Here is a 20,391-nt window from a genome sequence, read left to right as displayed (position 1 = left end):
TAATAATTAATTGAATGGTGTGTGAGATGGGACTGATCCTATTGTTGGCTGAGAAACAGAAAAAATCATTGTCTCTGGTCATCTTGTTGAGTATTGCGAGTGCGTTCCTGAGTGTGGGCGTGATTGCGTTTATTCAACATAAATTACTAGAAAGCAGTGGATCGCTTTCCGATACCTTAATTCAGTTTACTTTGCTGCTGATTGGGTTGTTGGTGACAGCCACCGTTGCTCAAGTCGCACTTCATAAATTGGGTCATAAGTTCGTTTACAACAAACGTTGTGAGTTGGTTTCTCAGCTGTTGAACACTGATATTGAGCAAGTGGAAAAAGTAGGGAGCGCAGGTGTGCTCGCTTCACTGAACACCGATATTCGCAACATCACCATCGCTTTCGTACATTTACCTGAATTGATTTACGGCTTGGTGCTCACGATTGTCGCTCTTGGTTATCTGGCTTTTCTATCGATGCCTTTGTTTGGTGTTAGCGTGCTGATGTTGTCGTTAACGGGTGTCATTGGCTACACGCTAGTGACGAGAATTACGACACACGTCAAACAGGTTCGAGAATACGATGACAAGTTATATCACGATTACCAGTCCTTGATTGATGGCCGCAAAGAGCTGTCGTTGAACCCATTCAGAGCCAAACGCTATTTCGACGAAACCTTCTCAGTGAATGCTGAAGGTTATCGAAACGAAGTGACACAAGCCGACATCTTAAATGGTTTTGCTGCCAACATGGCGAACACCGTGGTATTGGCGTTGATCGGTTTGAACTTTTACCTGGCGACTGGCTTAGGTTGGGCGACGTTAGAAGTCGCGTCTGCATTCGCGTTGGTCGTGTTGTTTATGAGAACACCATTGATGTCTGCAGTAGGGTCTATCCCTACATTGATCACTGCCAACATTTCGATGAAGAAGTTGTCGTCGTTAGAGTTGAGTACCGATCGAAGCCTGAATCCGAAACCGGCAAAAACCAAAGTATTCAATTCACTAGAACTCGTGGGTGCTAGCTATCGTTATCGCTCAGATTCTGATGGCGATGCATTCGGCGTAGGTCCAATTAATTTCAAAATAGAACGCGGCGAACACATCTTCATTATTGGTGGCAATGGCAGTGGTAAATCGACCTTTGCTCGTTTGCTCACCGGGCTCTACCGACCGCATTCTGGCCAAGTTTATGTCGATGGTAATGAGGTGACTCGAACGCATTGGCAAGATTATCGCCATCAATTCTCGGCTGTGTTCAGTGATTTTCATCTATTCCATCAAATTGTCGATGGTGAAGGTCAAGACATCGATAGCAAAGATATTGACGAATGGATGGTCCGTCTTGAAATGGCACACAAGGTTGACCACCAGCAAGGTAAGTTAAGTGACGTTCGCTACTCGCAAGGTCAACGAAAGCGACTGGCACTGATGATGTCAGTACTCGAAAAACGCGGTTGTATTCTGCTTGATGAATGGGCCGCTGATCAGGATCCACGTTTTAGAAAACTGTTTTACCGTCAGTTATTACCACTGCTTAAACAACGTGGCGTGACTGTCATCGCGATTACTCATGATGACGCTTATTTTGATGCCGCTGACCGTATTTTTAAAATGGACACCGGCAATCTTATTGAGTTGAGTAAAGGGAATTTGGCTCAAGCGCACCAAGCACTAGAGAGTGTTGTGGCTTGAGTATTTAAGAGCCGAGTTAGGTTCAAAAACAAACAATTGAATAGTAAAAATTACAGTGATTGTTTGTGTTTTATTTCAATTGGTTCATAGCCGTATTAAAGGAGAATTATATGAATCGGCACTTTATGCGTACCCCAACAGCACTTGCGGTCGCTTTAGTTATATCGTCAGGAATGGTTCAAGCCAACGAAGATGAAACCGTTGTCGTTATTGGGCAGCAGCTTGAAGACAGCTCAGTAGGTCCAGATTTTAGTTACGTAGGATTAAGCAGTCGAACAGCAACAAAAACAGACGTTGCGATAGGCGAGACACCTCGTGCTATTTCTATCGTAACTCGTGAACAGATGGACGATCGAGCGTCAATCAGTATTGCCGATGCACTGCAATATACGCCGAGCATCCAAGCCAACTATTTTGGTGAAGACAACAAGCAAGATTGGTTTGTTATCCGTGGTTTTAAGCAAGCCAACAGCGGCTTGTATCAAGATGGAACGCGTTTGTACTCATCAGGCTTCTACAGTTGGCAAATCGACCCGTTCGGCTTGGAACGTGTAGAGATTCTGCGTGGCCCTGGTTCTGCACTGTACGGGCAAACCCCTCCAGGTGGCGTAATAAACGTTGTGAGCAAGCGACCTCAATTTGACGGTGGTTCTGGTCAATTTGCTATTGAATACGGCACTGATGATCGCAAGCAAATTAGCTTGGATGTGAACTCTGAAGTTAACGATAAAATGGCGTTTCGTCTGCAAGCGCTTGGTCGTAAAAATGGCAGCCGTGTTGATGGAGTAGAAGCTGAACGCATTTTTATTGCCCCTTCTCTTGCTTATAAATTCACAGATGACACCAAAATCACGCTGCTAACTAGCTACCAAAAAGATGATTCTGATCCGTACCTACAATTCTTACCAATGGAAGGGACGTTAACGTCGAATCCAAATGGAAAAATCAGTGATAGCACTGCGGTAGGTAATACAGATTGGGAAACGTTCGAGCGTGAACAATTGTCAGTAGGTTATGAATTTGAACATCATTTCAATGACAGCACTTATTTCATGCAGAACACGCGTTACAGCAAGATGGACATCAACCTTCGTCAAATGTACACGATTGGCTATGCGAAAGACTTGGGCTATGGTCCGTTAGATCCAACTAATACTTCTGTAGTTCGTGGTGCAACGACAGAAGAGGGTACGTCTGATGCGTTTAACATGGATAATCGCGTTATTCATAAGTTCACAACCGGTTCTGTAGACCATACTCTTTTAGCTGGTATTGATTATCAAAGTATTGATATTGAGAGCAAAGACTATCCTCTAAACAGGTTGACAGGGGATCCTATCGTTCTATCTGACGGCAACCCATTGTTTAACATATTTAATCCAAACTACGGCAGTAATATTACGTTATTCAATCCAGTTACTCAGCAACCGTATACAGAGTCACAGCGTCAAACGACGAAAACTAAAAACAATCAGTTAGGTCTGTATATACAAAATCAAATGATGATTGCAGACAAGTGGGCTGTTCAAATTGGTGTTCGTTATGATGATTCTGAAAACAAGACACATAACACAACAACCGGAGCTAAAACTAAGGTTGATAATGAAGAATGGACGACCAACTTCGGTGTTGCTTACTTGATGGATAGTGGTTTTACACCATACGCGAGCTATGCACAGTCGTTTAATCCGATTATTCAATTAGATCAAAATGGGAACCCAGCTAAGCCGGAACGTGGCGATCAGTACGAAGTAGGTTTGAAGTATCAACCGCGTAGTTTCGATGGTTACTTCAATATTGCTGCGTTTGAAGTATCGAAAGAAAACTTAGCGCGTCAGGTCGCTGGTCAACTAACGCAAATTGGTGAGGTTCGTAACCGTGGTCTAGAGCTAGAAGCTGTCGCAAACGTGACTGAAGCACTAACCTTAATTGGTAACATTTCATTCATCGATTCTGAAATAACAGCAGATTCGACAAGCAGTAATGTAGGCAACACGCCTTCACAAATTGCTGACCAACTCGCTTCAGCTTGGGCAAACTACCGTTTCCTAAATGGTCCATTAGATGGACTAACAGTCGGTGCCGGTGCGCGTTACGTTGGTGAATCATACGCTGATAATACAGAGACTAACGTAGTTCCTTCATACACATTGTTTGATGCAACGCTGAGCTACCGTATCGAAGACTACAAGTTCCAAGTCGCAGCGAAGAATTTAGCAGATAAAGATTATATCGCTACTTGTAGTGATACTACGTTTGGTACTTGTTATTACGGTGATCGCCGTAACGTGATTGCAAGTGTAACCTACGACTGGTAACTCTGGTTTATAGGCACTCGGCCATCGGGCAGGGTGCTTTTATTAAGTTCATTGTTTATCCCTTTATCCATAACGCAAAACTTTCGTTGAAACTCATGTCCATACTGCCTTTAAATCAAACAACTAGATGCTGATTAAAACGATCAATACGATTTATTGCAGCAGTTGTTGAGCACAAAGCCTATATTGACTAGAATGACGCACTTTTTCTATTTATGTACATACAGGTAATGAACATGAGCGATACTAATTCAAGACCAGCTTTACCAGATCATCTTGCAGGCAACCCACGCAGCCCACACCACGTGGCTGAGTGTTTCGAATACCCAATCGGCATTCGTCTAAATGGTAAAGAGCGTACTGATGTTGAAGAATACTGCATCAGCGAAGGTTGGGTTAAGATCCCTTCACCTAAAGCGCTAGATCGTCGTGGTCAGCCAATGCTTATTACTCTAAAAGGCTCTGTAGAAGCTTTTTACATCGAAGAATAATCACTTTGTGTGACTAACTGCTATTTCGTGTAATTAGCTAATGTTGTGTTTAATTAGCCAACATAAAGTCACCAAACGTTATTACTTGAAAGGGTCTAGAGAAATCTAGGCCCTTTTTGTTTTCCTATGTTTGTCACTACACCAACACCATCGTTTACCACGCGATACCCGCACCAATTGAAAACTCTAGGTCTTCGCCTTCAGCTTTATCGAAACCTGCTGTCACAACAAAACCACTGTCCATAATGTAGGTTGCATCTAACCCACCAACCTGTTTGGTTGAGCTGTCAGAGAACTCTCGGCTATCTAAAGCTACGTCTGTATGTGTTCGCTTAATCCCGTAACCGGGGGTGATGTACAAATTCTCGGTGATTCCAATAGGAGCGTGAAACTGATATTCGTTGTCACGTTGTTTGTATTCATAAGACGAGGTGTCCTCGTTGTAAGCAGAGCGTGTAAATTCAAAGCCATACCCCAGAGAACCAACACCACGGTATTTGATGTAAGAAGCTGACCAATCGCGCCAACCTCGTTCAGCCGATAGCCCAAACGTAATCGCTGTTTCATCTTGGTTTTGCTCGTAAGCGTGAGCACTAGTAAAAGATAACAACAAGATAGCGGCTAGAGTCAGTAGAGGAAGGCTTTTGATGGTCATTTGATCACTCGCTTATGTTTACAGAATATTGGCGATCTCGGTGTAAACCTAGACAACCATTAATTTGGTCACGTAATTCGAATCATCCTTGAGAAATTGAAGCATTTTACCGAAAGAGTTGTGTTAGATAGTGGTAGGTAAAGAAGAGCATCCAAACATACTGTTTGAATGCCTGCCAGTTCTGTTTTTTGAATGGCTACTTCAATGCGCGAAGCTTATTCGCTTGTATTTTTGTACGTAGTTTTACAATCTCAGCTTTTGACGGCATGTTGTCTTTGATTTTGTTTTTCACATCCGACATAGGGATGAAATGCCATTGCCCATCGTGATATTTAACAACGAATGTCTCGCGGTTAATTTCCTCGCGAAATACCCAAACACCATCGTCTAGGCGCTTAAAGTCGCCAACTACATTTCCGCTTGTACCTCGTACAGTCCAAAAAGTCTGATTGGTATCTTTATAGGTTTCTCTTTCTCCGGAGATTTCCTTGTCGCCAGCAGTGATAATGACATGGCTATCACGGATTATTATTTCACCAACACGCTTGTCATCCACATAGATGCTGTAAAGCGTTTCTTCTTCACTAGAGCGTTCTTTTACTGCTCCGATGTGCGCTTCATCAGTATCTTTATTAAAAAATGGAATATCACCCAATTCTGGGATATGGACGAAACCTAAATCTGCTTGTGCAATTTTGTCTTTTAGACTTGGTGCATCAACACCATATTCAGGGTCTGCATTCTCATAACCGCCATCGTTATCGGTATCATCTTGTCCAAAACCGGGATCGATATTTTCAAAACCATAGTCGCCGTCAAATTGAGGTTGTGCTGGTTCAGATGTCCCACCTGATGAACAGCCAGCTAAAACAGCAGTAAGCACAAGAGCGATAAGTGATTTGTTCATGATATTTCCTATCGTTTATTTAATTCATAAGAAGCTGATGACTGCACACCATCCCAAGATAAGTGGGCGAACAAACAAAATTGTTCTAAGCGTTGCTGCATCGCTTGAGGTTGTACGATACGCAAGCAGCAACGTTCAATAAATAAACGGAAGTATAGGTTTAACATCACGACTGGCTATGTATTTTAGCTTCGAAAGAAAGCCATAGAATATAAATACCTCGTTGGTTGGTAGAAAATGAAGTTTTGATAGCCTTCTTGCTACAAGACATTTTGTTCGATATTTACTCATTCGAACGAAATGTACGCATTTTAAGTTTGCGGTAAACCAGAAACACGCAAACGAAAATATGAAGCGTAGTCTAATTAAATGAAACTAAAATACTGTATTTAAAGTTATTTATTGTTAATGGATATCTCTATCACAGAAATTAATCCTGAAGCACATACAATGCCCGTGATTTCGAATGAGCGTCTAATTTTTTCGTTCGAGCATTTTAAAATTTCTATCGCCCAATAATTATGAGGTTCCTATGTTTGGAATATTCAAACCCATGGCGCATATCGATCGCTTATCATCAGATAAGATTGATAGCACCTACACACGTTTACGATGGCAGCTTTTTCTCGGCATCTTTGTTGGTTATGCGGGTTACTACCTAGTCCGAAAAAACTTCAGTTTGGCGATGCCATACCTGATTGAACAAGGGTACAGCCGAGGAGAGCTAGGGGTTGCTTTGGCCGCTGTATCAATCGCTTACGGTTTATCTAAGTTTTTGATGGGAAGCGTTTCTGATCGATCTAATCCTCGTTACTTCCTCAGTGGCGGCTTGTTAATGTCGGCATTGGTTATGTTCTGCTTTGGTTTTATGCCATGGGCAACAGGCAGCATTACTGCAATGTTTATCCTTCTGTTCTTGAATGGTTGGTTCCAAGGTATGGGGTGGCCGGCTTGTGGGCGAACCATGGTGCACTGGTGGTCACGGAAAGAACGTGGCGAGATAGTATCGGTATGGAACGTGGCGCACAATGTTGGCGGCGGATTGATTGGTCCAATGTTCTTATTGGGTCTTTGGGCTTTTAACGACGACTGGCGAACCGCTTTTTATGTTCCTGCATTTTTTGCCACTCTCGTTGCTGTCTTTGTTTGGTTCACAGTAAGAGATACACCTCAGTCTTGTGGTTTACCTCCTATTGAAGAACACAAAGACGATTACCCAGATGACTATGATAAGTCTCACGAGACAGAGATGACGGCTAAAGAAATCTTCTTTAAGTATATATTCTCTAATAAGTTGTTGTGGTCAATTGCTATCGCGAATGCGTTTGTTTACCTGATTCGTTACGGTGTTCTCGATTGGGCTCCGGTTTACTTAAATGAAGCGAAAGATTTCTCAGTAGATAAATCGTCTTGGGCTTATTTCTTGTACGAGTGGGCAGGTATCCCTGGCACTTTATTGTGTGGTTGGATTTCAGATAAGTTGTTTAAGGGCCGACGCGCACCTGCAGGGATCCTGTTCATGGTTCTCGTGACTGTCGCTGTGTTGGTGTACTGGCTAAACCCAGCAGGCAACCCAACGGTTGATATGCTGGCACTGATTGCGATTGGTTTCCTTATCTATGGCCCAGTAATGCTAATCGGCTTGTATGCGCTTGAGCTTGCACCTAAAAAAGCGGCAGGTACAGCGGCTGGCTTAACTGGTTTGTTTGGCTACCTAGGCGGTGCGGTTGCTGCCAACGCAGTACTTGGCTTTATGGTTGACCATTACGGTTGGGATGGTGGTTTCATTATCTTGCTCGGTGCTTGTGTTGCTTCAATAATTTGTCTGATTTACGCGTTCTTAGGTGAGCGTGCGCACCATAAACAAAAAGAACTAGAGCAACAAAAAGAACCGTTAACTCAGTAGTTTACTAATTAGACAACGTCATACAAATAGACAACAGAGGCAGGGATATCCTGCCTCTGTGCTATCAAAGGAATAGAAATAATGAAAACAACGTCAATGTGCCTAACTCTTTTAGCACTTAGCTTATCAACCAATGCGTTCGCCGATCCTTTAGTTATTGCTCACCGTGGTGCATCAGGTTATTTACCGGAACACACATTACCGGCTAAAGCACTCGCGTACGCAATGAAACCCGATTACATTGAACAAGATGTCGTGATGACCAAAGACGACCAATTGGTGGTGTTACATGACCACTATTTGGATCGCGTCACCGATGTTGCTGACCGCTTTCCAGATCGCGCACGAGCAGATGGCCGCTATTACGCGATTGACTTTACGCTTGCCGAAATTAAATCATTAAAAGTAACTGAGGGTTTTAACCTCGATGAACAAGGCAACAGAGTGGCAGGGTACCCAACGCGTTTCCCTATGTGGCAATCTGATTTCCGGGTCGCTACTTTTGCAGAAGAAATCGAATTGATCCAAGGCTTAAACAAGACGCTCGGTTATGACGTAGGCATTTATCCTGAAATCAAAGCACCTTGGTTCCACCGTCATGAAGGGAAAGATATCTCTAAAGCCGTGCTTGCTACGTTGAATCAATATGGTTATTTATCGCAAGACGACAAGGTCTATTTGCAGTGTTTTGACGCCAACGAATTGCAACGAATTAATGATGAGTTAATGCCAGCCATGGAAATGGATCTCAAACTTGTTCAGTTGATGGCTTACACCGATTGGAACGAAACCATGACTTACAAGGGCGACAAAGCCACACCATACAGTTACGACTGGATGTTTGAGAAAGGCGGCATGGAAAAAGTCGCTACCTACGCTGACGGCATTGGCCCTTGGAAACCTATGTTGGTAGACGATGCATCGACCAAAGGAAACATCATTATCAAGCCGTTAATGAAATCAGCCAAAGACGCTGGCTTAGACGTGCACCCTTATACGTTCCGTGCTGATCCAGGAAGAATTCCAGCTTACGCTGACAACTTTGATGGCATGTTGGACGTTTTCTACAACCAAGTAAAAGTCGATGGTTTGTTTACCGACTTCCCAGACAAAGCGGTTGATTTCCTTAACCGTTAAGCTAATCAACAGTCATAAATAACGAGATACAAAGAGCTAAAAGCAAAGCTTAAAGGTGCTTTTAGTTCTTTCTCTCTAACACCGTTCTCACTCAAACCCCATTTTTAGGTTCTCTAGGTTTACACCGTTCTCACGCCTTGATAGCTTACCGAACACTGCAGTCTGTTGCTTCCTCATTGAGGTGCTTGCTGACTGAACCTTATATTCAAATTGGAAAGATCATGGAAGAAAGAAGCCAGGCTTATCTAGATAACTATCTAAACTCATTGCCAACGGAACTTGCCAAACAATACACCTCATTCAGTGCTGACTATTACTGCGCCGACGAATACAACGCCAACTTGTGTGCACAGCTGATACTGAACGGTGAAAAGCGGGCGTCTTGCGGCCTTGAATATTGGTACACCTATGAAGGTGAGACTAGGCCGATTATAGGCCACCTACAAGTCGTCACTGATTGGAATGGCAAGCCTATCTGCATCGTTGAAATTACCTCAGTTTCATCGTGTCCATATAATGAAGTCACGGCTGAATTTGCTGCTGCTGAGGGCGAGGGTGACAAATCCTTAGAATGGTGGAAGAAAGCGCACTGGAACTTCTTCTCTCGTGAGTGTGAAGAACTCAAGATAAACCCAAGTGAAGACATGATGCTGGTACTTGAGCGTTTCAAAGTGGTGTATAAGTAAAGAGAGTTTGATTGAATCACTATACGTGGCATTTTATGTTTAAGGTTAGTGCTCAACAAACAGTAACAAGGTAGATAACAATGAGCTTAACCGTTAGAGAAGTTACAATAGATGATGCACAAGGCATTATTGATGTGTTGAACCCAATCATAATCGAAGCACGTTATACCATCTTGGATCAGACCTTTTCTGTTGATGAAGAGAAAGCTTTTATCGAGTCATTCCCTGAGCGTGGTGTGTTTAGCGTTGCAGTTAACGAAGCTACGAGTCAGTTACTTGGCTTTCAGAATGTCGAACCATTTGCTACTTATACTAAAGCCTTTGACCATGTTGGTATCATTGGAACCTATGTTGATGCCAATAGCCGTGGACAGGGCGTCGCCAAGCAGTTGTTTGATTACACTTTCAAATCAGCGAAAGCCAAAGGTTATGAAAAGCTCTTCGCCTATGTAAGAGCAGACAATGAGCGCGCATTAGCGGTTTACTTAAAGCAAGGCTTTGAAATTGTAGGAACAGCAAAGAAACATGGCAAGATTGGAGACCAGTACTTTGATGAGATTCTTATTGAGAAATTCTTATAGGCTCGCCTAAACGCTAGAAATTCATCGTATGCAGGAGGCAAGATGACAAAGCTAATCGAATTAACAGAAATAGTCCTATTCGACTGGGGCAATACGCTGATGATCGACTTTCCAGACGCACAAGGGAAAATGTGTGACTGGAAAACCGTTGAAGAAATGAGTGGGGCTCGCGTGTTGTTGGCTGAATTGTCGAAACATCACAATGTCTACATCGCGACCAATGCGGCTGACTCAAGTAAGGATGACATCATCCGAGCGTTTGAACGTGTCGATTTGTCTCAATATATTGATGGTTACTTCTGCAAGGCGAGTATTGGTTTATCTAAATACGATTCTGATTTTTATCCTGCAATCATTACACAGTTAGGTGTTCAAGCTCAGGATGTGACGATGATTGGAGACACTCTCGAAAAAGACATCTACCCTGCGTTAGAAGCCGGCTTACAAGCCATTTGGTTAAACTCCAGTGGCAAGAAGCTGAGCGAATCAAACCTTGCAAATGTCGTGCAGATTCAATATTTGAGTGAGCTGTTGGAGATGTCGTTATAACTAAGTTTAATTGCGGCTATGGCTTAGCTTTTCTAAGCTGAAAATCCACTTTAAAAGCTTGATGATTTTGACGCAGGCATCTCATTTATTCGCTACTTGATACTCTAAGCTAAGTTTAGATTTCTAATATAAGGGCTAGGCTATGAGTATCGAACGTCATGGAATATCGATTGGGATTGAACGTGTTAGCGGTGAAACAATCATTGTGTTTAAAGCGAAAGGAAAGCTCACGCACGACGATTATCAAGCAATGATGCCAATCCTAAACACAGCGATAGAAGAGATCGATTCTTCGGCACTGAAGATGTTGGTCGACATATCAACGTTAACGGGTTGGGAACTGCGCGCTGCGTGGGACGATTTCAAACTTGGGTTAGAGCTTAATTCTAAGATCGACAAGATAGCGATTTATGGCGACAAAAATTGGCAGGAACTCGCTTCAAAAGTAGGAAGCTGGTTTGTGTCTGGCGAGATAAAATCGTTCGAAGAATACGAGTCCGCTATTGAATGGCTCATTGATTAATTCAACCACAGTTCAGTTCTTATGACAGCCGGTGAGTATTCTATTGAAGGCTGTGGTTTATCGACGCCAAAATCAATTTCCTAAGCAATTCAATAGAATATGTTCACTGCTGCATGTAACATGCGCCTGCCGCGATACGATCGTACTAACCAGAATAATAAACACAATAACAAGGTCTAAGAACATGAATAAGGTAATTGATAAGCTCGCTTGGATATTCATTAAAGACGGTAAGCTTTTGATGGTGAGATCAAAAGGCAAGGAACTGTTCTACCTTCCGGGCGGAAAACGCGAAGCGGGGGAAAGTGATGAGCAAGCGCTAGTACGCGAAATCAAAGAAGAAATTTCGGTCGACTTGGTGCCTAATTCGATCAAATACGTAGAGACATTTACTGGCCAAGCCGATGGCAAAGCAGAAGGTGTTTCCGTTCAGCTTACTTGTTACCTTGCTGAATACGCGGGTGAGTTATCACCAGACGCTGAAATTGAAGAGCTAAAATTTGTCGATGGTAATGACAGGGCGGTATGTTCGCTGGCTGCTTTGTTTGCTGTTGACTGGTTAGAGGCGAACCAGTTTCTTCCGCTAGTTAATAGTTAATAGTTAATAGTTAATAGTTAATTCGAAGGTTGATCCTTAAAGATCAACCTTATGAAAAGCTTGAAGGGCGGCTATCTTTCATTAAAAAGTCGAGCCTCCTTTGAGCTTTTTTCGTATCTTGCAAATCGATTACTTCAATCATCTCGCACTCATCACGTACCATCTCATTGATAAGGCTAGGATAATGACGACAGTCTTCTGGGCGGTCTAAATAGATACTGCATGTATATTTAGCTTGAGCATTCTTATCTTTGGTTGGAACAACTTCTAGGAAAGGGCAACGACTTAAGCGTTCGCCAGATTTAGGATCAAACCAGATCTCACTACCTCGAACATATTCATAAATGTCTGGATTGAACAGCTCCCACAAATCGATTTCTTCTTGAGTTGCGGCAAGGTCACCATTTCCATATTTGATACAGCATTTTCCGCATTGATTACAATTTTTCATTAATGACTTCATTGGTTGGTGAGCTTTTTTCATTTTACCACTGATAGGCGTGGCACGTTGATTTTGTTGTTCATCACTTCGAAACTCAAAGGAACCACCTCATCTGATACTCATTTATCTAAGTCACAACACTGCAAACAAGGCTGTAAACAGTGATACAATTTGCGCCTAGCAAGTTATTAAACAAAGGTATAAAAATGAGAACCGTATACACCACCGAAGGCGACATTAACGCAAAGAAACAGAAAGACGCTTACCCAAAGTTGGCGCTATGTGATAACTGCGTTCGAGACTATGTGGTGATTGCTCAAGGTGAACGTACCTACAAGCCTTGTGCGAAATGTGGTGCAGACGATTAATGCGCCTTGATAAATACCTTTGTAAAAGCACGGAACTGACCAAGCTAGAAGCGATTGAACGAATCCAGAATGGCGCGGTGATTGTAAACAGTGAAACTGTGACAGATGAATCGACTCAGGTTCATGAAAGCAACGACATTCAGCTGAACGGAACAGCGCTTAAACTGCGTGAGTTCCGATATATCTTAATGCACAAACCTGCGGGCACCATCTGTTCCAATATCGACGAAGTGTACCCATCGCTTTTCAATTACTTAGACTTAGATAAAGCATCTGAATTGCACATCGCAGGGCGGTTAGACGCCGACACTACCGGTTTAGTGTTGATCACCGATGATGGCCGTTGGTCTTTCAATATCACATTGCCGACTAAGTCGTGTAAAAAGGTATACCGCGTGACATTGTCACGCGATATCAAAGACGATGTCGCAGATAAGTTCAAAGCGGGGGTTCAGCTGCAAGGTGAGAAAGCACCAACTCGCCCCGCAGAATTAGAAGTGTTAAGCCCGAAAGAAGTATTACTAACTATCACAGAAGGTAAGTTTCACCAGGTTAAACGAATGTTTGCTGCAGTAGGTAACCGTGTTGTCGGGCTTCACCGAGAGCAAATAGGCGAAGTAAGCTTGGATGTCGAAGAAGGCCAGTGGCGATACCTCACTAACGATGAAGTTGCGTCTTTTTCCAGTCACTGAAAACCAATTAAAGAATAAGCCTAGTTAGATAATTAGGCTTCAAAGCCATAAGAAAACCAGAAGGAAAGGTGTGTCATGGAAAACCTGAAAGTCGCAGAAATAAAGTCGTTTGTCCCCGCGAAAGATTTCGATTTGTCTAAGCGTTTCTATCAAACTTTAGGCTTTGAAATCATGTCTGAATTCCATGATATCGTCTATTTTCGTCACGGCGATTATGCGTTCCTTTTACAAGATTTTTACGAACCTGCGCACTGTCACAATTACATGATGCACTTGCTGGTGGAAGACGTAAAAAGTTGGTATCAACACGTCCAAAACTCTAATCTAGTGGCGGAATTTGAAGTTACCGTTACCGAGGTTGTCGAACAGCCTTGGGGAATGCTTGAGTTTTGTATCACTGACCCAAGTGGCGTGCTATGGCGTGTTGCCGAGAACATAAGGCCGCGTTAATTCATCCAACTTGCATTGAGGCCAGTGAAACTTCAAATTATCCATATGTCGTTTTATTTTTATACCGAGAGTCGGTAATGATCAAATGGGTTCAAACATGGATATAAAGGCTAAAATGCACAACCAAGACATTTATTACTGTGACGATGTTGATTTGGTTGCTGAGCAAACACAATGCTTAGAAGTGCTTTATGACTTCAACCACACTCGCCCGAGTGAAGGTGAAAAACGCCAACAGATCATGAAGCAGCTATTTGCTGAAGTGGGTGAAGGTTGCTACATCGAGCCACCGTTACATGCTAACTGGGGGCGACATACGCACCTAGGCAATAACGTATATGTGAACTTTAACCTAACTCTGGTCGACGATACTGACGTATTCATTGGTGATAACGTGATGATCGCGCCAAACGTAACCATCGCCACCGGCACACATCCCATCAGCCCTGAACTCAGACTCAAAGCTGCCCAATTTAATATTCCTGTACGTATCGGTAATAACGTATGGCTTGGCGCGCACACAGTAGTGCTTCCAGGAGTCACCATTGGTGAAAATTCAGTAATAGGTGCAGGCAGCATCGTTACTAAAGACATCCCAGCCAATGTGGTCGCAGTTGGCAATCCGTGTCGTGTGGTACGTGAAATCAGTGAAAACGATCGAGAGTTTTACCATAAAGACCGCCGCATTCCTGATGAATTAAAGTAACGGACTTTACACAACAGTGTGAAGTTCTCTCTTCATTCATATAGAAAATTCTACATTTTCCCTTTAGCTGAGATTAGTTGTGACATAAGCCATTGCTACATAGTTGTTTGGTTGCATATTTCTTTTACATCTTAGAAACTAGACTGAATTATTCAGTATTTAAATAACGAGTTTTTCTGTCTATTAGCTGTTGTGCGAATGGAGATAACAATGTCTTCTATACCAAAAAATAAAGATGATTTAGAGCTGGCGATAAACTCAATTTCCCCCAAGCTCATGTCGGATTATCGTCAAATACCTGAAGACCGGTCTCGTCAAATCGGTGTTGAAGGGAATGTTAAGGGTACGCTAATCAGTGTCTGTGACACGGCAGCTTACTTGATTGGTTGGGGGCAACTTGTGCTCAAGTGGTATGCCCTGAAGTCACAAGGTCAACACGTAGACTTTCCCGAAACTAACTACAAATGGAACGAGTTAGGTTTGTTGGCTGAAAGCTTTCATCGCAAGTATCAAGATTGGGTCTACGAAGACTTGCTTATTGAGTTGGAATCCACGACAGACAAAGTTCTCTTGTTAATTTCAACCTTGAGTGATGGTGAGTTGTATGGTGTCGAATGGTATGAGCAGTGGACACTCGGTAGGATGATTCAATTTAACACATCTTCACCAATGAAAAACATGCGAACAAAGGTTCGGCGTTTCAGTCGAGAATGCACAAAACAAATTGTTCAAGCTGACAGTTAACACTCGGCATTTTTGGTTTGGGTCGGCTTAAGTGTTTACGGTGTAATAGTCTAGGTGTTGCTCAAGACTTGGCGCAGCGTTAGGCTTTTTTCAAACATGGAGTGAAAATATGGAGTCAGATTTTTCAAAACTTGCGACAACCGATTACGGAAACATATTAAGTAACGACCATTTTATCAACTTTAGCATTCGTCCTCTTTGGCACGGAATGCCGCGAATTTTTGGAGAAGCTTTTACTGTACAGTTAACTTCTGGTGATAATTTAATGCTTCATTCTGCAATATACGAAGCACCAGAAGGTTCTATCATTGTAGTGGATGGAGTTGATAGCGAATATGCAGTAGCCGGCGGTAATGTATGCGCAGTCGCTAAGAGTCGAGGTATCAAAGGTTTTATTATTGATGGTGTCATTCGAGATTTGAGTGAAATTTCAGATATGAAGTTTCCAGTTTTTGCGAAAGGTGTTCATCCAGTACCGGGAAAGAAAGAGGTCTATTCTGAATTGGGCGCTCCAATCACTTGCGGGGGAGCAAAGGTCTCGACGGGAGATATCATTGTTGCTGATGTAGAGGGTATTGTCGTTATTCCTAGATCAAGAAAAGATGAAGTGTTTCTAATGGCTTCAAAGAAAGCAAGTGACGAAGCTTCATTAACACTCGCTGAGTGGGAAACGAGTCATAGGGCTAAAATAGCCCAAGCAATAACTTCTGCGAAACAGAAATCCTAAACATCGCCTCAATCTGAATCATAATGCTTGGCGGTTATTCTGTTAATTCTGCTTTTCGTGATTATGGGTGTAAAGCTTGCTTTAGATTTAGGTGCAAGATGGGTTAGTTGATAACTGTGTACGGGCTATCTCCGCGTCTGATCTTAAAAAATCTAGATAATGTTTAAATTGAATCCCTACGCTTGGCATTCTAGTCGGTGTTAGTCGTGATGTTCATGTGCTTATTACTTGATTCGCGGAGCAATACAACGCTTACTAAGCGTATTTTAGTTTATAGGAATAAACCGGGCTAACTGATAGTGTTGAATCGGTTGTATTTAGATTGGGTTTTGGTGATGAATTTACTTAAAAAGTACTGGCTCACTTGTTTTTTTTGCCTTTCAAGTATTGCATGTTTGGTTAGCTTTAACGTTATTGGTTCATATGTTGATGAAAATGGGTTGTTGATAGAGCCTTTTGCTTTAATCCCTTTGTCTTGGTTTTTTCAGCTATTAGGTCTAATTGCTTTTTCGGTCAAGTTTTTCAAGACACGTAATGGAAGCTAATACTCTGGTACTTTGGAATCGATATACCATGAAGTATTCAGGACTCATTCAGTCCGTACGCATCGAGTTGTGTTTGAGATCAAACCAAGACACCTACAAAGGAGCGTCAATAGTGGAAATTCGGGAAATGGTAATTTCAGACTATGATGCGGTAATCGCATTGTGGTGTCAGACAGAAGGCATGAGCATCAGGGACGCGGATTCGAAAGAGAGTATTTCACGTTATCTAGAACGTAATCCCGGTTTAAGTTTTGTCGTGGGAAATGAAAATGAAAACGAAATTGTTGGTGCCGTATTAGTAGGTACTGACGGACGCCGGGGTTACTTACAACATTTGGCTGTTTCCCCCTAAGTTTCGAGGGCAAAGGCTAGGGTGTGAATTAGTTGCAAAAGCAGTCGACTCACTTTCTAAACTAGGCATCCCTAAGACGCACTTATTCGTATACAACGACAATGTGAACGCACAACAGTTTTATGAAAAGTTAGGCTGGTTTCCACGAGACGAAGTTCGAATGTATTCGTTTAATAGTTCGAGCAATGGCAACGTCTAGCGTTTGATATTACCCCTTCGACAGCGCATTTCATTCCCGTATTGGCTAACTCTTATTTGTAGCTAGGTCTCATTATTTAGCGACATGCTGATGATAGTGTTGTTTCATATCTGGATTTTATATAATATAAATTCACTTTATTTATCAATGATATAAAATTCACTTTCGAATGACGCTAGTGGATTGGTACTCGGTTTTATGTTTGTGATGCCATTAGCTTAGCTCCTTTGTTACATAAACTAGGTCATGTTTTTCCTCAATTACTTTTTTGGTCAGCAAGTTTAGTCTTGCGCTTACCCCAATCTCGATCTTACGTGAGTTTAAAGGACACAAGTATGAAGACGTTTTTAGCGATACTTTTCGCCATGTTTTGTTTGGTCTCAATTCATACGCAAGCGAATGATCGCCAACTAAAACAAGCTTATGAAAATCATCAAAGTGACGTTCAAGTTCATGGTTCAGGTACGGTTTATAGAATTCTGCCTGATGATAACAAAGGCTCTCGGCACCAAAAGTTCATTCTACGTCTCGACAGTAAGCAAACCTTGTTGGTAGCTCACAATATCGATTTGGCACCACGTATACCGAATCTAAAACGTGGGGACAGAGTCGAGTTTTATGGTGAGTATGAATGGAACGATAAAGGTGGAGTGATGCATTGGACTCACCGAGACCCACGTAACAATCATGCTCATGGTTGGTTAAAACACCAAGGCGAAGTGTACGACTAAGGTGTACCTCACTAATGATGGTAAATGATTCGTTATGCGCGACATTTATATCAATCTGATGTGGTGTTTTAAAAATCATTGCTGACTCGCTGATTACTATTTCAGTGTAATGAGGCACCGTTACTTATTGGTTTTTTAAGGTAGGGATTATTTGTGCAGAAAATGGAGTTTGTTCGAATCTTATTGATAGAAAACGGTGTGAAACCTCATTTAACGAATCCATACTTTTACTTGTGGTGGACGTTACTTCGTATTGAAGCGAAGCCTCGGATATTTGAAAGCCCGTTTAAGTTGTGTTTTCTTCAAGCTATATTTGGCTCTGTTTTTTGGGGTGGGTTTATGTGGTTGGTATTTTGGCAATTTGAAGGTTTCACAATATTCCAAGTGTATTGCTCTTTGTTCTTTGGTGTATCTACTGGGCTATGTTCTGCTCTTGAGGTGGCTAGAACACGACGGAAGTATGGATTCAGCACGCTAGAACAGTGGCTTGAAGATAATGATCTTGCAGAGAACTAACGACACATTGAGGTATAAAATTTGAAGAAGTTAATGTCGTTCATTGTCTTATCCAATCTTGTCACATTTGGAACTGTTTATGCGCTTGAGTGGCAATTTGGTTATCTTTCTATTCACTTTTTAAGTGACTATGCATTTTATACTATGCTGGTACTCCTTGGATTAGGAACGCTGTTTTCGTTTACTGGACATACCGTTGGATATAGTGATCCAAGTAATGTGGCTGGAGTGACTGCGAGTAGTCTGATCGATAATGATTCAGCAAAAACGACGGTAGTGAATAAGCTCGAAAGCACGAACTTAGGAAGCCGTTTCTTGATCGCCAGCTTAGTACCTTTGGTTTTTTGTGTGTTTGCATAACTTTATTGTTCCGCGACCTATTAGCAAGAGTGTTTCGCTAATAATGTCGCTAGGCTCATTCTATATTTTTTTAAATGAATCCAATTGACATCTTACTTTCAATATATGAGAGTGGTTGTATGAAAACTAATCTAAAGCTCGTTAATCACCGAATTATCATCATTCCATAGGAATGGTGGGATTTGATGCGCTCTAGATTAATCAACCCACCCGTAAAGGTGGGTTTTTTGTATCTATCTTTCGGGGGACGAGACTCTTGGAGAAGTTTACATGAAAAAAGTAGCCGTTTTTGGTAAGCCAGGCAGTGGAAAATCGACAGTAAGCAAAGCACTCGCTTCTGCCATCAATTTGCCACTTCATCAATTAGACTCCTTGGTATACAAACCAAGTGGTGAATTAGTCGATAAAGAAGTATTCAAAGACATTCATGATAAAATAGTGAGTTCAGAAACGTGGATCATAGATGGGCTAGGGCCTATCAGTTTGTTCTATAACCGTTTAGAAGAAGCCGACACGCTCGTTTATATCGACCTGCCTTATTCAGTCAGTTATTGGTTTGTCACAAAGCGTTTGCTTAAAGGGTTATTCGTCAAACCAGAAGGCTGGCCTGAAGGAAGTTCGGTTTTTAAAGGCACATTACAAAGCTATAAAATACTAAAACTGTGCCCAAAGTTTTGGAACGATGAATTTATGATTAAGTTACTTGAAAAATATCCAATGAAAGAGGTCCATGTAATCAAAACCGTTGCGGAGTTAAATGATTTTGCATCGAAGAGCGTTATGAAGGAACAGCGATGATTCAAAGTATCTATGATGGAATGTGGGAAAGGTTCAAAGTAGCTTCTGAAAAGAACGAACACGAGCTTGATCTAAACCTGTTAGACCAAATGAATGATACGCGAAGAGGTGTGACCGCTTTGGCCTATCTGAATCAAGGATCTCAAGCTGTTCTGGACGAAATTCTGAGTTTCCAAAGAACAGTCCAACAAATAGAACCTGATCAATATTATCATCCACTCGATGAACTGCACCTTACCGTCTTATCTGTTATCTCTTGTGTTCCCGAATTCGAACTGAATCAAATCAACGTCAAGGCCTATGTCGAAATATTCTCAAAAGTTCTGCGCGATGCTGATCCAGTAGAGATCAATTATCGCGGTATTACGGCATCACCTAATTGCATTGTAATTCAAGGGTTTCCGGTTGCTGATACTCTGGAGGAAATCCGAGATGATCTTCGAGAACAACTTAGTCGTGCCGGTTTGAGAGTGAGTTTCGATAGTCGTTATAAACAGGTCACGGCGCATAGTTCGTTAATTCGTTTTCGAGTCCCGATTAGTGATGGACCGCAACTTCTCGCATTGTGTCAGCCATATCGTGACCACGAATTTGGTAGCATTGTCCTTACAGATTTCGAGTTGGTATTTAATAACTGGTATCAAAACCTCGCGGTAACAACGTTATTGGCTCGTTGTTCGTTGGAATCTGAAGTTCAAATAAAATCAATTTCTTATTTTTAAGTACTA

General features: G+C 42.1%; 25 protein-coding genes and 1 pseudogene. 23 read left to right on the top strand and 3 right to left on the bottom strand.

Going from position 1 to position 20,391, the window contains the following annotated elements; all coding sequences use genetic code 11:
- Window positions 1-26: 26 nt before the first annotated feature.
- The 3 genes from OCV36_RS08355 to OCV36_RS08345 all read left to right on the top strand — a co-directional run bounded on the left by OCV36_RS08355 (window position 27) and on the right by OCV36_RS08345 (window position 4,491).
- Window positions 27-1,682 (top strand): multidrug ABC transporter permease/ATP-binding protein, encoded by a 1,656-nt coding sequence (locus tag OCV36_RS08355; protein WP_135458462.1) that lies wholly within the window; start codon window positions 27-29, stop codon window positions 1,680-1,682.
- A 125-nt stretch (window positions 1,683-1,807) separates the two neighbouring features.
- Window positions 1,808-4,000, top strand: coding sequence for a TonB-dependent siderophore receptor (locus OCV36_RS08350; protein WP_135458533.1), 2,193 nt, complete (start codon window positions 1,808-1,810; stop codon window positions 3,998-4,000).
- A 236-nt stretch (window positions 4,001-4,236) separates the two neighbouring features.
- The gene (locus OCV36_RS08345) at window positions 4,237-4,491 is read left to right on the top strand and encodes a DUF3297 family protein (RefSeq protein WP_029225066.1); all 255 of its coding nucleotides are present in this window, start codon (window positions 4,237-4,239) and stop codon (window positions 4,489-4,491) included.
- 154 nt (window positions 4,492-4,645) lie between these two features.
- Here the strand turns inward: OCV36_RS08345 and OCV36_RS08340 are convergent, their stop codons facing one another.
- A complete protein-coding gene (locus OCV36_RS08340; protein WP_135458460.1) occupies window positions 4,646-5,146 on the bottom strand; it encodes a hypothetical protein in 501 nt (166 codons plus the stop codon).
- Between the two features lie 196 nt (window positions 5,147-5,342).
- The gene (locus OCV36_RS08335) at window positions 5,343-6,053 is read right to left on the bottom strand and encodes a membrane lipoprotein lipid attachment site-containing protein (protein WP_029225065.1); all 711 of its coding nucleotides are present in this window, start codon (window positions 6,051-6,053) and stop codon (window positions 5,343-5,345) included.
- A gap of 532 nt (window positions 6,054-6,585) precedes the next feature.
- Here OCV36_RS08335 and glpT point away from each other — a divergent pair.
- The 7 genes from glpT (at window position 6,586) to OCV36_RS08300 (ending at window position 12,033) form a co-directional block, all read left to right on the top strand.
- Window positions 6,586-7,959 (top strand): glycerol-3-phosphate transporter, encoded by a 1,374-nt coding sequence (gene glpT, locus OCV36_RS08330; RefSeq protein WP_135458459.1) that lies wholly within the window; start codon window positions 6,586-6,588, stop codon window positions 7,957-7,959.
- 81 nt (window positions 7,960-8,040) lie between these two features.
- Entirely contained in the window at window positions 8,041-9,096 is a 1,056-nt protein-coding gene (gene glpQ / locus OCV36_RS08325) for a glycerophosphodiester phosphodiesterase (RefSeq protein WP_135458457.1), read from the top strand.
- Between the two features lie 221 nt (window positions 9,097-9,317).
- Window positions 9,318-9,782: an ASCH domain-containing protein gene (locus tag OCV36_RS08320; protein ID WP_135458455.1), complete on the top strand. Its 465-nt coding sequence runs from the start codon at window positions 9,318-9,320 to the stop codon at window positions 9,780-9,782.
- A gap of 80 nt (window positions 9,783-9,862) precedes the next feature.
- On the top strand, window positions 9,863-10,363 hold the full coding sequence (locus tag OCV36_RS08315) for a GNAT family N-acetyltransferase (protein ID WP_135458453.1): 501 nt from the start codon (window positions 9,863-9,865) through the stop codon (window positions 10,361-10,363).
- 42 nt (window positions 10,364-10,405) lie between these two features.
- Entirely contained in the window at window positions 10,406-10,912 is a 507-nt protein-coding gene (locus tag OCV36_RS08310; RefSeq protein WP_135458451.1) for an HAD family hydrolase, read from the top strand.
- Between the two features lie 142 nt (window positions 10,913-11,054).
- On the top strand, window positions 11,055-11,435 hold the full coding sequence (locus OCV36_RS08305; RefSeq protein ID WP_135458449.1) for a SpoIIAA family protein: 381 nt from the start codon (window positions 11,055-11,057) through the stop codon (window positions 11,433-11,435).
- Between the two features lie 184 nt (window positions 11,436-11,619).
- Window positions 11,620-12,033, top strand: a complete 414-nt coding sequence (locus OCV36_RS08300; RefSeq protein ID WP_135458448.1) for an NUDIX hydrolase — start codon at window positions 11,620-11,622, stop codon at window positions 12,031-12,033.
- Between the two features lie 49 nt (window positions 12,034-12,082).
- On the opposite strand, the gene OCV36_RS08295 is transcribed toward OCV36_RS08300, so the two are convergent.
- Window positions 12,083-12,484: a YkgJ family cysteine cluster protein gene (locus OCV36_RS08295; RefSeq protein WP_135458444.1), complete on the bottom strand. Its 402-nt coding sequence runs from the start codon at window positions 12,482-12,484 to the stop codon at window positions 12,083-12,085.
- Between the two features lie 197 nt (window positions 12,485-12,681).
- Here OCV36_RS08295 and OCV36_RS08290 point away from each other — a divergent pair, with 197 nt between their 5' ends.
- The 13 genes and pseudogenes from OCV36_RS08290 to OCV36_RS08230 all read left to right on the top strand — a co-directional run bounded on the left by OCV36_RS08290 (window position 12,682) and on the right by OCV36_RS08230 (window position 20,385).
- The gene (locus tag OCV36_RS08290; RefSeq protein ID WP_012604036.1) at window positions 12,682-12,843 is read left to right on the top strand and encodes a hypothetical protein; all 162 of its coding nucleotides are present in this window, start codon (window positions 12,682-12,684) and stop codon (window positions 12,841-12,843) included.
- Window positions 12,816-13,535, top strand: coding sequence for a pseudouridine synthase (locus tag OCV36_RS08285; RefSeq protein ID WP_135458442.1), 720 nt, complete (start codon window positions 12,816-12,818; stop codon window positions 13,533-13,535). The genes OCV36_RS08290 and OCV36_RS08285 overlap by 28 nt, the downstream gene beginning before the upstream one ends.
- A gap of 75 nt (window positions 13,536-13,610) precedes the next feature.
- Entirely contained in the window at window positions 13,611-13,985 is a 375-nt protein-coding gene (locus tag OCV36_RS08280; RefSeq protein WP_017074972.1) for a VOC family protein, read from the top strand.
- Window positions 13,986-14,082: 97 nt separating this feature from the next.
- Window positions 14,083-14,691, top strand: coding sequence for a sugar O-acetyltransferase (locus OCV36_RS08275; protein ID WP_032497835.1), 609 nt, complete (start codon window positions 14,083-14,085; stop codon window positions 14,689-14,691).
- 210 nt (window positions 14,692-14,901) lie between these two features.
- A complete protein-coding gene (locus tag OCV36_RS08270; RefSeq protein ID WP_135458440.1) occupies window positions 14,902-15,435 on the top strand; it encodes a ClbS/DfsB family four-helix bundle protein in 534 nt (177 codons plus the stop codon).
- Between the two features lie 109 nt (window positions 15,436-15,544).
- Window positions 15,545-16,162: an RraA family protein gene (locus OCV36_RS08265; RefSeq protein ID WP_135458438.1), complete on the top strand. Its 618-nt coding sequence runs from the start codon at window positions 15,545-15,547 to the stop codon at window positions 16,160-16,162.
- A gap of 335 nt (window positions 16,163-16,497) precedes the next feature.
- The gene (locus OCV36_RS08260) at window positions 16,498-16,707 is read left to right on the top strand and encodes a DUF3955 domain-containing protein (protein ID WP_135458436.1); all 210 of its coding nucleotides are present in this window, start codon (window positions 16,498-16,500) and stop codon (window positions 16,705-16,707) included.
- 109 nt (window positions 16,708-16,816) lie between these two features.
- A pseudogene (locus OCV36_RS08255) lies at window positions 16,817-17,258 on the top strand (GNAT family N-acetyltransferase).
- Between the two features lie 335 nt (window positions 17,259-17,593).
- Window positions 17,594-17,989, top strand: coding sequence for a DUF3465 domain-containing protein (locus OCV36_RS08250; protein WP_017074966.1), 396 nt, complete (start codon window positions 17,594-17,596; stop codon window positions 17,987-17,989).
- 153 nt (window positions 17,990-18,142) lie between these two features.
- The gene (locus OCV36_RS08245) at window positions 18,143-18,505 is read left to right on the top strand and encodes a DUF6404 family protein (protein ID WP_135458434.1); all 363 of its coding nucleotides are present in this window, start codon (window positions 18,143-18,145) and stop codon (window positions 18,503-18,505) included.
- Between the two features lie 33 nt (window positions 18,506-18,538).
- Window positions 18,539-18,865: a hypothetical protein gene (locus tag OCV36_RS08240; RefSeq protein WP_135458531.1), complete on the top strand. Its 327-nt coding sequence runs from the start codon at window positions 18,539-18,541 to the stop codon at window positions 18,863-18,865.
- A 270-nt stretch (window positions 18,866-19,135) separates the two neighbouring features.
- The gene (locus tag OCV36_RS08235; RefSeq protein WP_135458432.1) at window positions 19,136-19,663 is read left to right on the top strand and encodes a P-loop NTPase family protein; all 528 of its coding nucleotides are present in this window, start codon (window positions 19,136-19,138) and stop codon (window positions 19,661-19,663) included.
- Entirely contained in the window at window positions 19,660-20,385 is a 726-nt protein-coding gene (locus OCV36_RS08230; protein WP_135458429.1) for a 2'-5' RNA ligase family protein, read from the top strand. Before OCV36_RS08235 ends, OCV36_RS08230 begins: the two co-directional genes overlap by 4 nt.
- Window positions 20,386-20,391: the final 6 nt, after the last annotated feature.

It is taken from the genome of Vibrio echinoideorum, from assembly GCF_024347455.1.
In the GTDB taxonomy this organism is placed as follows: Bacteria; Pseudomonadota; Gammaproteobacteria; order Enterobacterales; family Vibrionaceae; genus Vibrio; species Vibrio echinoideorum.
The sequence above is the reverse complement of the archived record's forward strand: the minus strand, read 5'-3'. Positions and strand labels throughout refer to the sequence as shown.

What these genes read in the sequence shown, in the direction of transcription:
- OCV36_RS08290 (WP_012604036.1), top strand. Translation starts at nt 12,682, where the DNA reads ATGAGAACCGTATACACCACCGAAGGCGACATTAACGCAAAGAAACAG.
- OCV36_RS08260 (WP_135458436.1), top strand. Translation starts at nt 16,498, where the DNA reads ATGAATTTACTTAAAAAGTACTGGCTCACTTGTTTTTTTTGCCTTTCA.
- OCV36_RS08270 (WP_135458440.1), top strand. Translation starts at nt 14,902, where the DNA reads ATGTCTTCTATACCAAAAAATAAAGATGATTTAGAGCTGGCGATAAAC.
- OCV36_RS08345 (WP_029225066.1), top strand. Translation starts at nt 4,237, where the DNA reads ATGAGCGATACTAATTCAAGACCAGCTTTACCAGATCATCTTGCAGGC.
- OCV36_RS08340 (WP_135458460.1), bottom strand. Translation starts at nt 5,146, where the DNA reads ATGACCATCAAAAGCCTTCCTCTACTGACTCTAGCCGCTATCTTGTTG.
- OCV36_RS08305 (WP_135458449.1), top strand. Translation starts at nt 11,055, where the DNA reads ATGAGTATCGAACGTCATGGAATATCGATTGGGATTGAACGTGTTAGC.
- OCV36_RS08335 (WP_029225065.1), bottom strand. Translation starts at nt 6,053, where the DNA reads ATGAACAAATCACTTATCGCTCTTGTGCTTACTGCTGTTTTAGCTGGC.
- OCV36_RS08235 (WP_135458432.1), top strand. Translation starts at nt 19,136, where the DNA reads ATGAAAAAAGTAGCCGTTTTTGGTAAGCCAGGCAGTGGAAAATCGACA.
- OCV36_RS08240 (WP_135458531.1), top strand. Translation starts at nt 18,539, where the DNA reads ATGTCGTTCATTGTCTTATCCAATCTTGTCACATTTGGAACTGTTTAT.
- OCV36_RS08275 (WP_032497835.1), top strand. Translation starts at nt 14,083, where the DNA reads ATGGATATAAAGGCTAAAATGCACAACCAAGACATTTATTACTGTGAC.
- OCV36_RS08295 (WP_135458444.1), bottom strand. Translation starts at nt 12,484, where the DNA reads ATGAAAAATTGTAATCAATGCGGAAAATGCTGTATCAAATATGGAAAT.
- OCV36_RS08280 (WP_017074972.1), top strand. Translation starts at nt 13,611, where the DNA reads ATGGAAAACCTGAAAGTCGCAGAAATAAAGTCGTTTGTCCCCGCGAAA.
- OCV36_RS08320 (WP_135458455.1), top strand. Translation starts at nt 9,318, where the DNA reads ATGGAAGAAAGAAGCCAGGCTTATCTAGATAACTATCTAAACTCATTG.
- OCV36_RS08250 (WP_017074966.1), top strand. Translation starts at nt 17,594, where the DNA reads ATGAAGACGTTTTTAGCGATACTTTTCGCCATGTTTTGTTTGGTCTCA.
- OCV36_RS08310 (WP_135458451.1), top strand. Translation starts at nt 10,406, where the DNA reads ATGACAAAGCTAATCGAATTAACAGAAATAGTCCTATTCGACTGGGGC.
- OCV36_RS08350 (WP_135458533.1), top strand. Translation starts at nt 1,808, where the DNA reads ATGCGTACCCCAACAGCACTTGCGGTCGCTTTAGTTATATCGTCAGGA.
- glpT (WP_135458459.1), top strand. Translation starts at nt 6,586, where the DNA reads ATGTTTGGAATATTCAAACCCATGGCGCATATCGATCGCTTATCATCA.
- glpQ (WP_135458457.1), top strand. Translation starts at nt 8,041, where the DNA reads ATGAAAACAACGTCAATGTGCCTAACTCTTTTAGCACTTAGCTTATCA.
- OCV36_RS08230 (WP_135458429.1), top strand. Translation starts at nt 19,660, where the DNA reads ATGATTCAAAGTATCTATGATGGAATGTGGGAAAGGTTCAAAGTAGCT.
- OCV36_RS08300 (WP_135458448.1), top strand. Translation starts at nt 11,620, where the DNA reads ATGAATAAGGTAATTGATAAGCTCGCTTGGATATTCATTAAAGACGGT.
- OCV36_RS08315 (WP_135458453.1), top strand. Translation starts at nt 9,863, where the DNA reads ATGAGCTTAACCGTTAGAGAAGTTACAATAGATGATGCACAAGGCATT.
- OCV36_RS08355 (WP_135458462.1), top strand. Translation starts at nt 27, where the DNA reads ATGGGACTGATCCTATTGTTGGCTGAGAAACAGAAAAAATCATTGTCT.
- OCV36_RS08265 (WP_135458438.1), top strand. Translation starts at nt 15,545, where the DNA reads ATGGAGTCAGATTTTTCAAAACTTGCGACAACCGATTACGGAAACATA.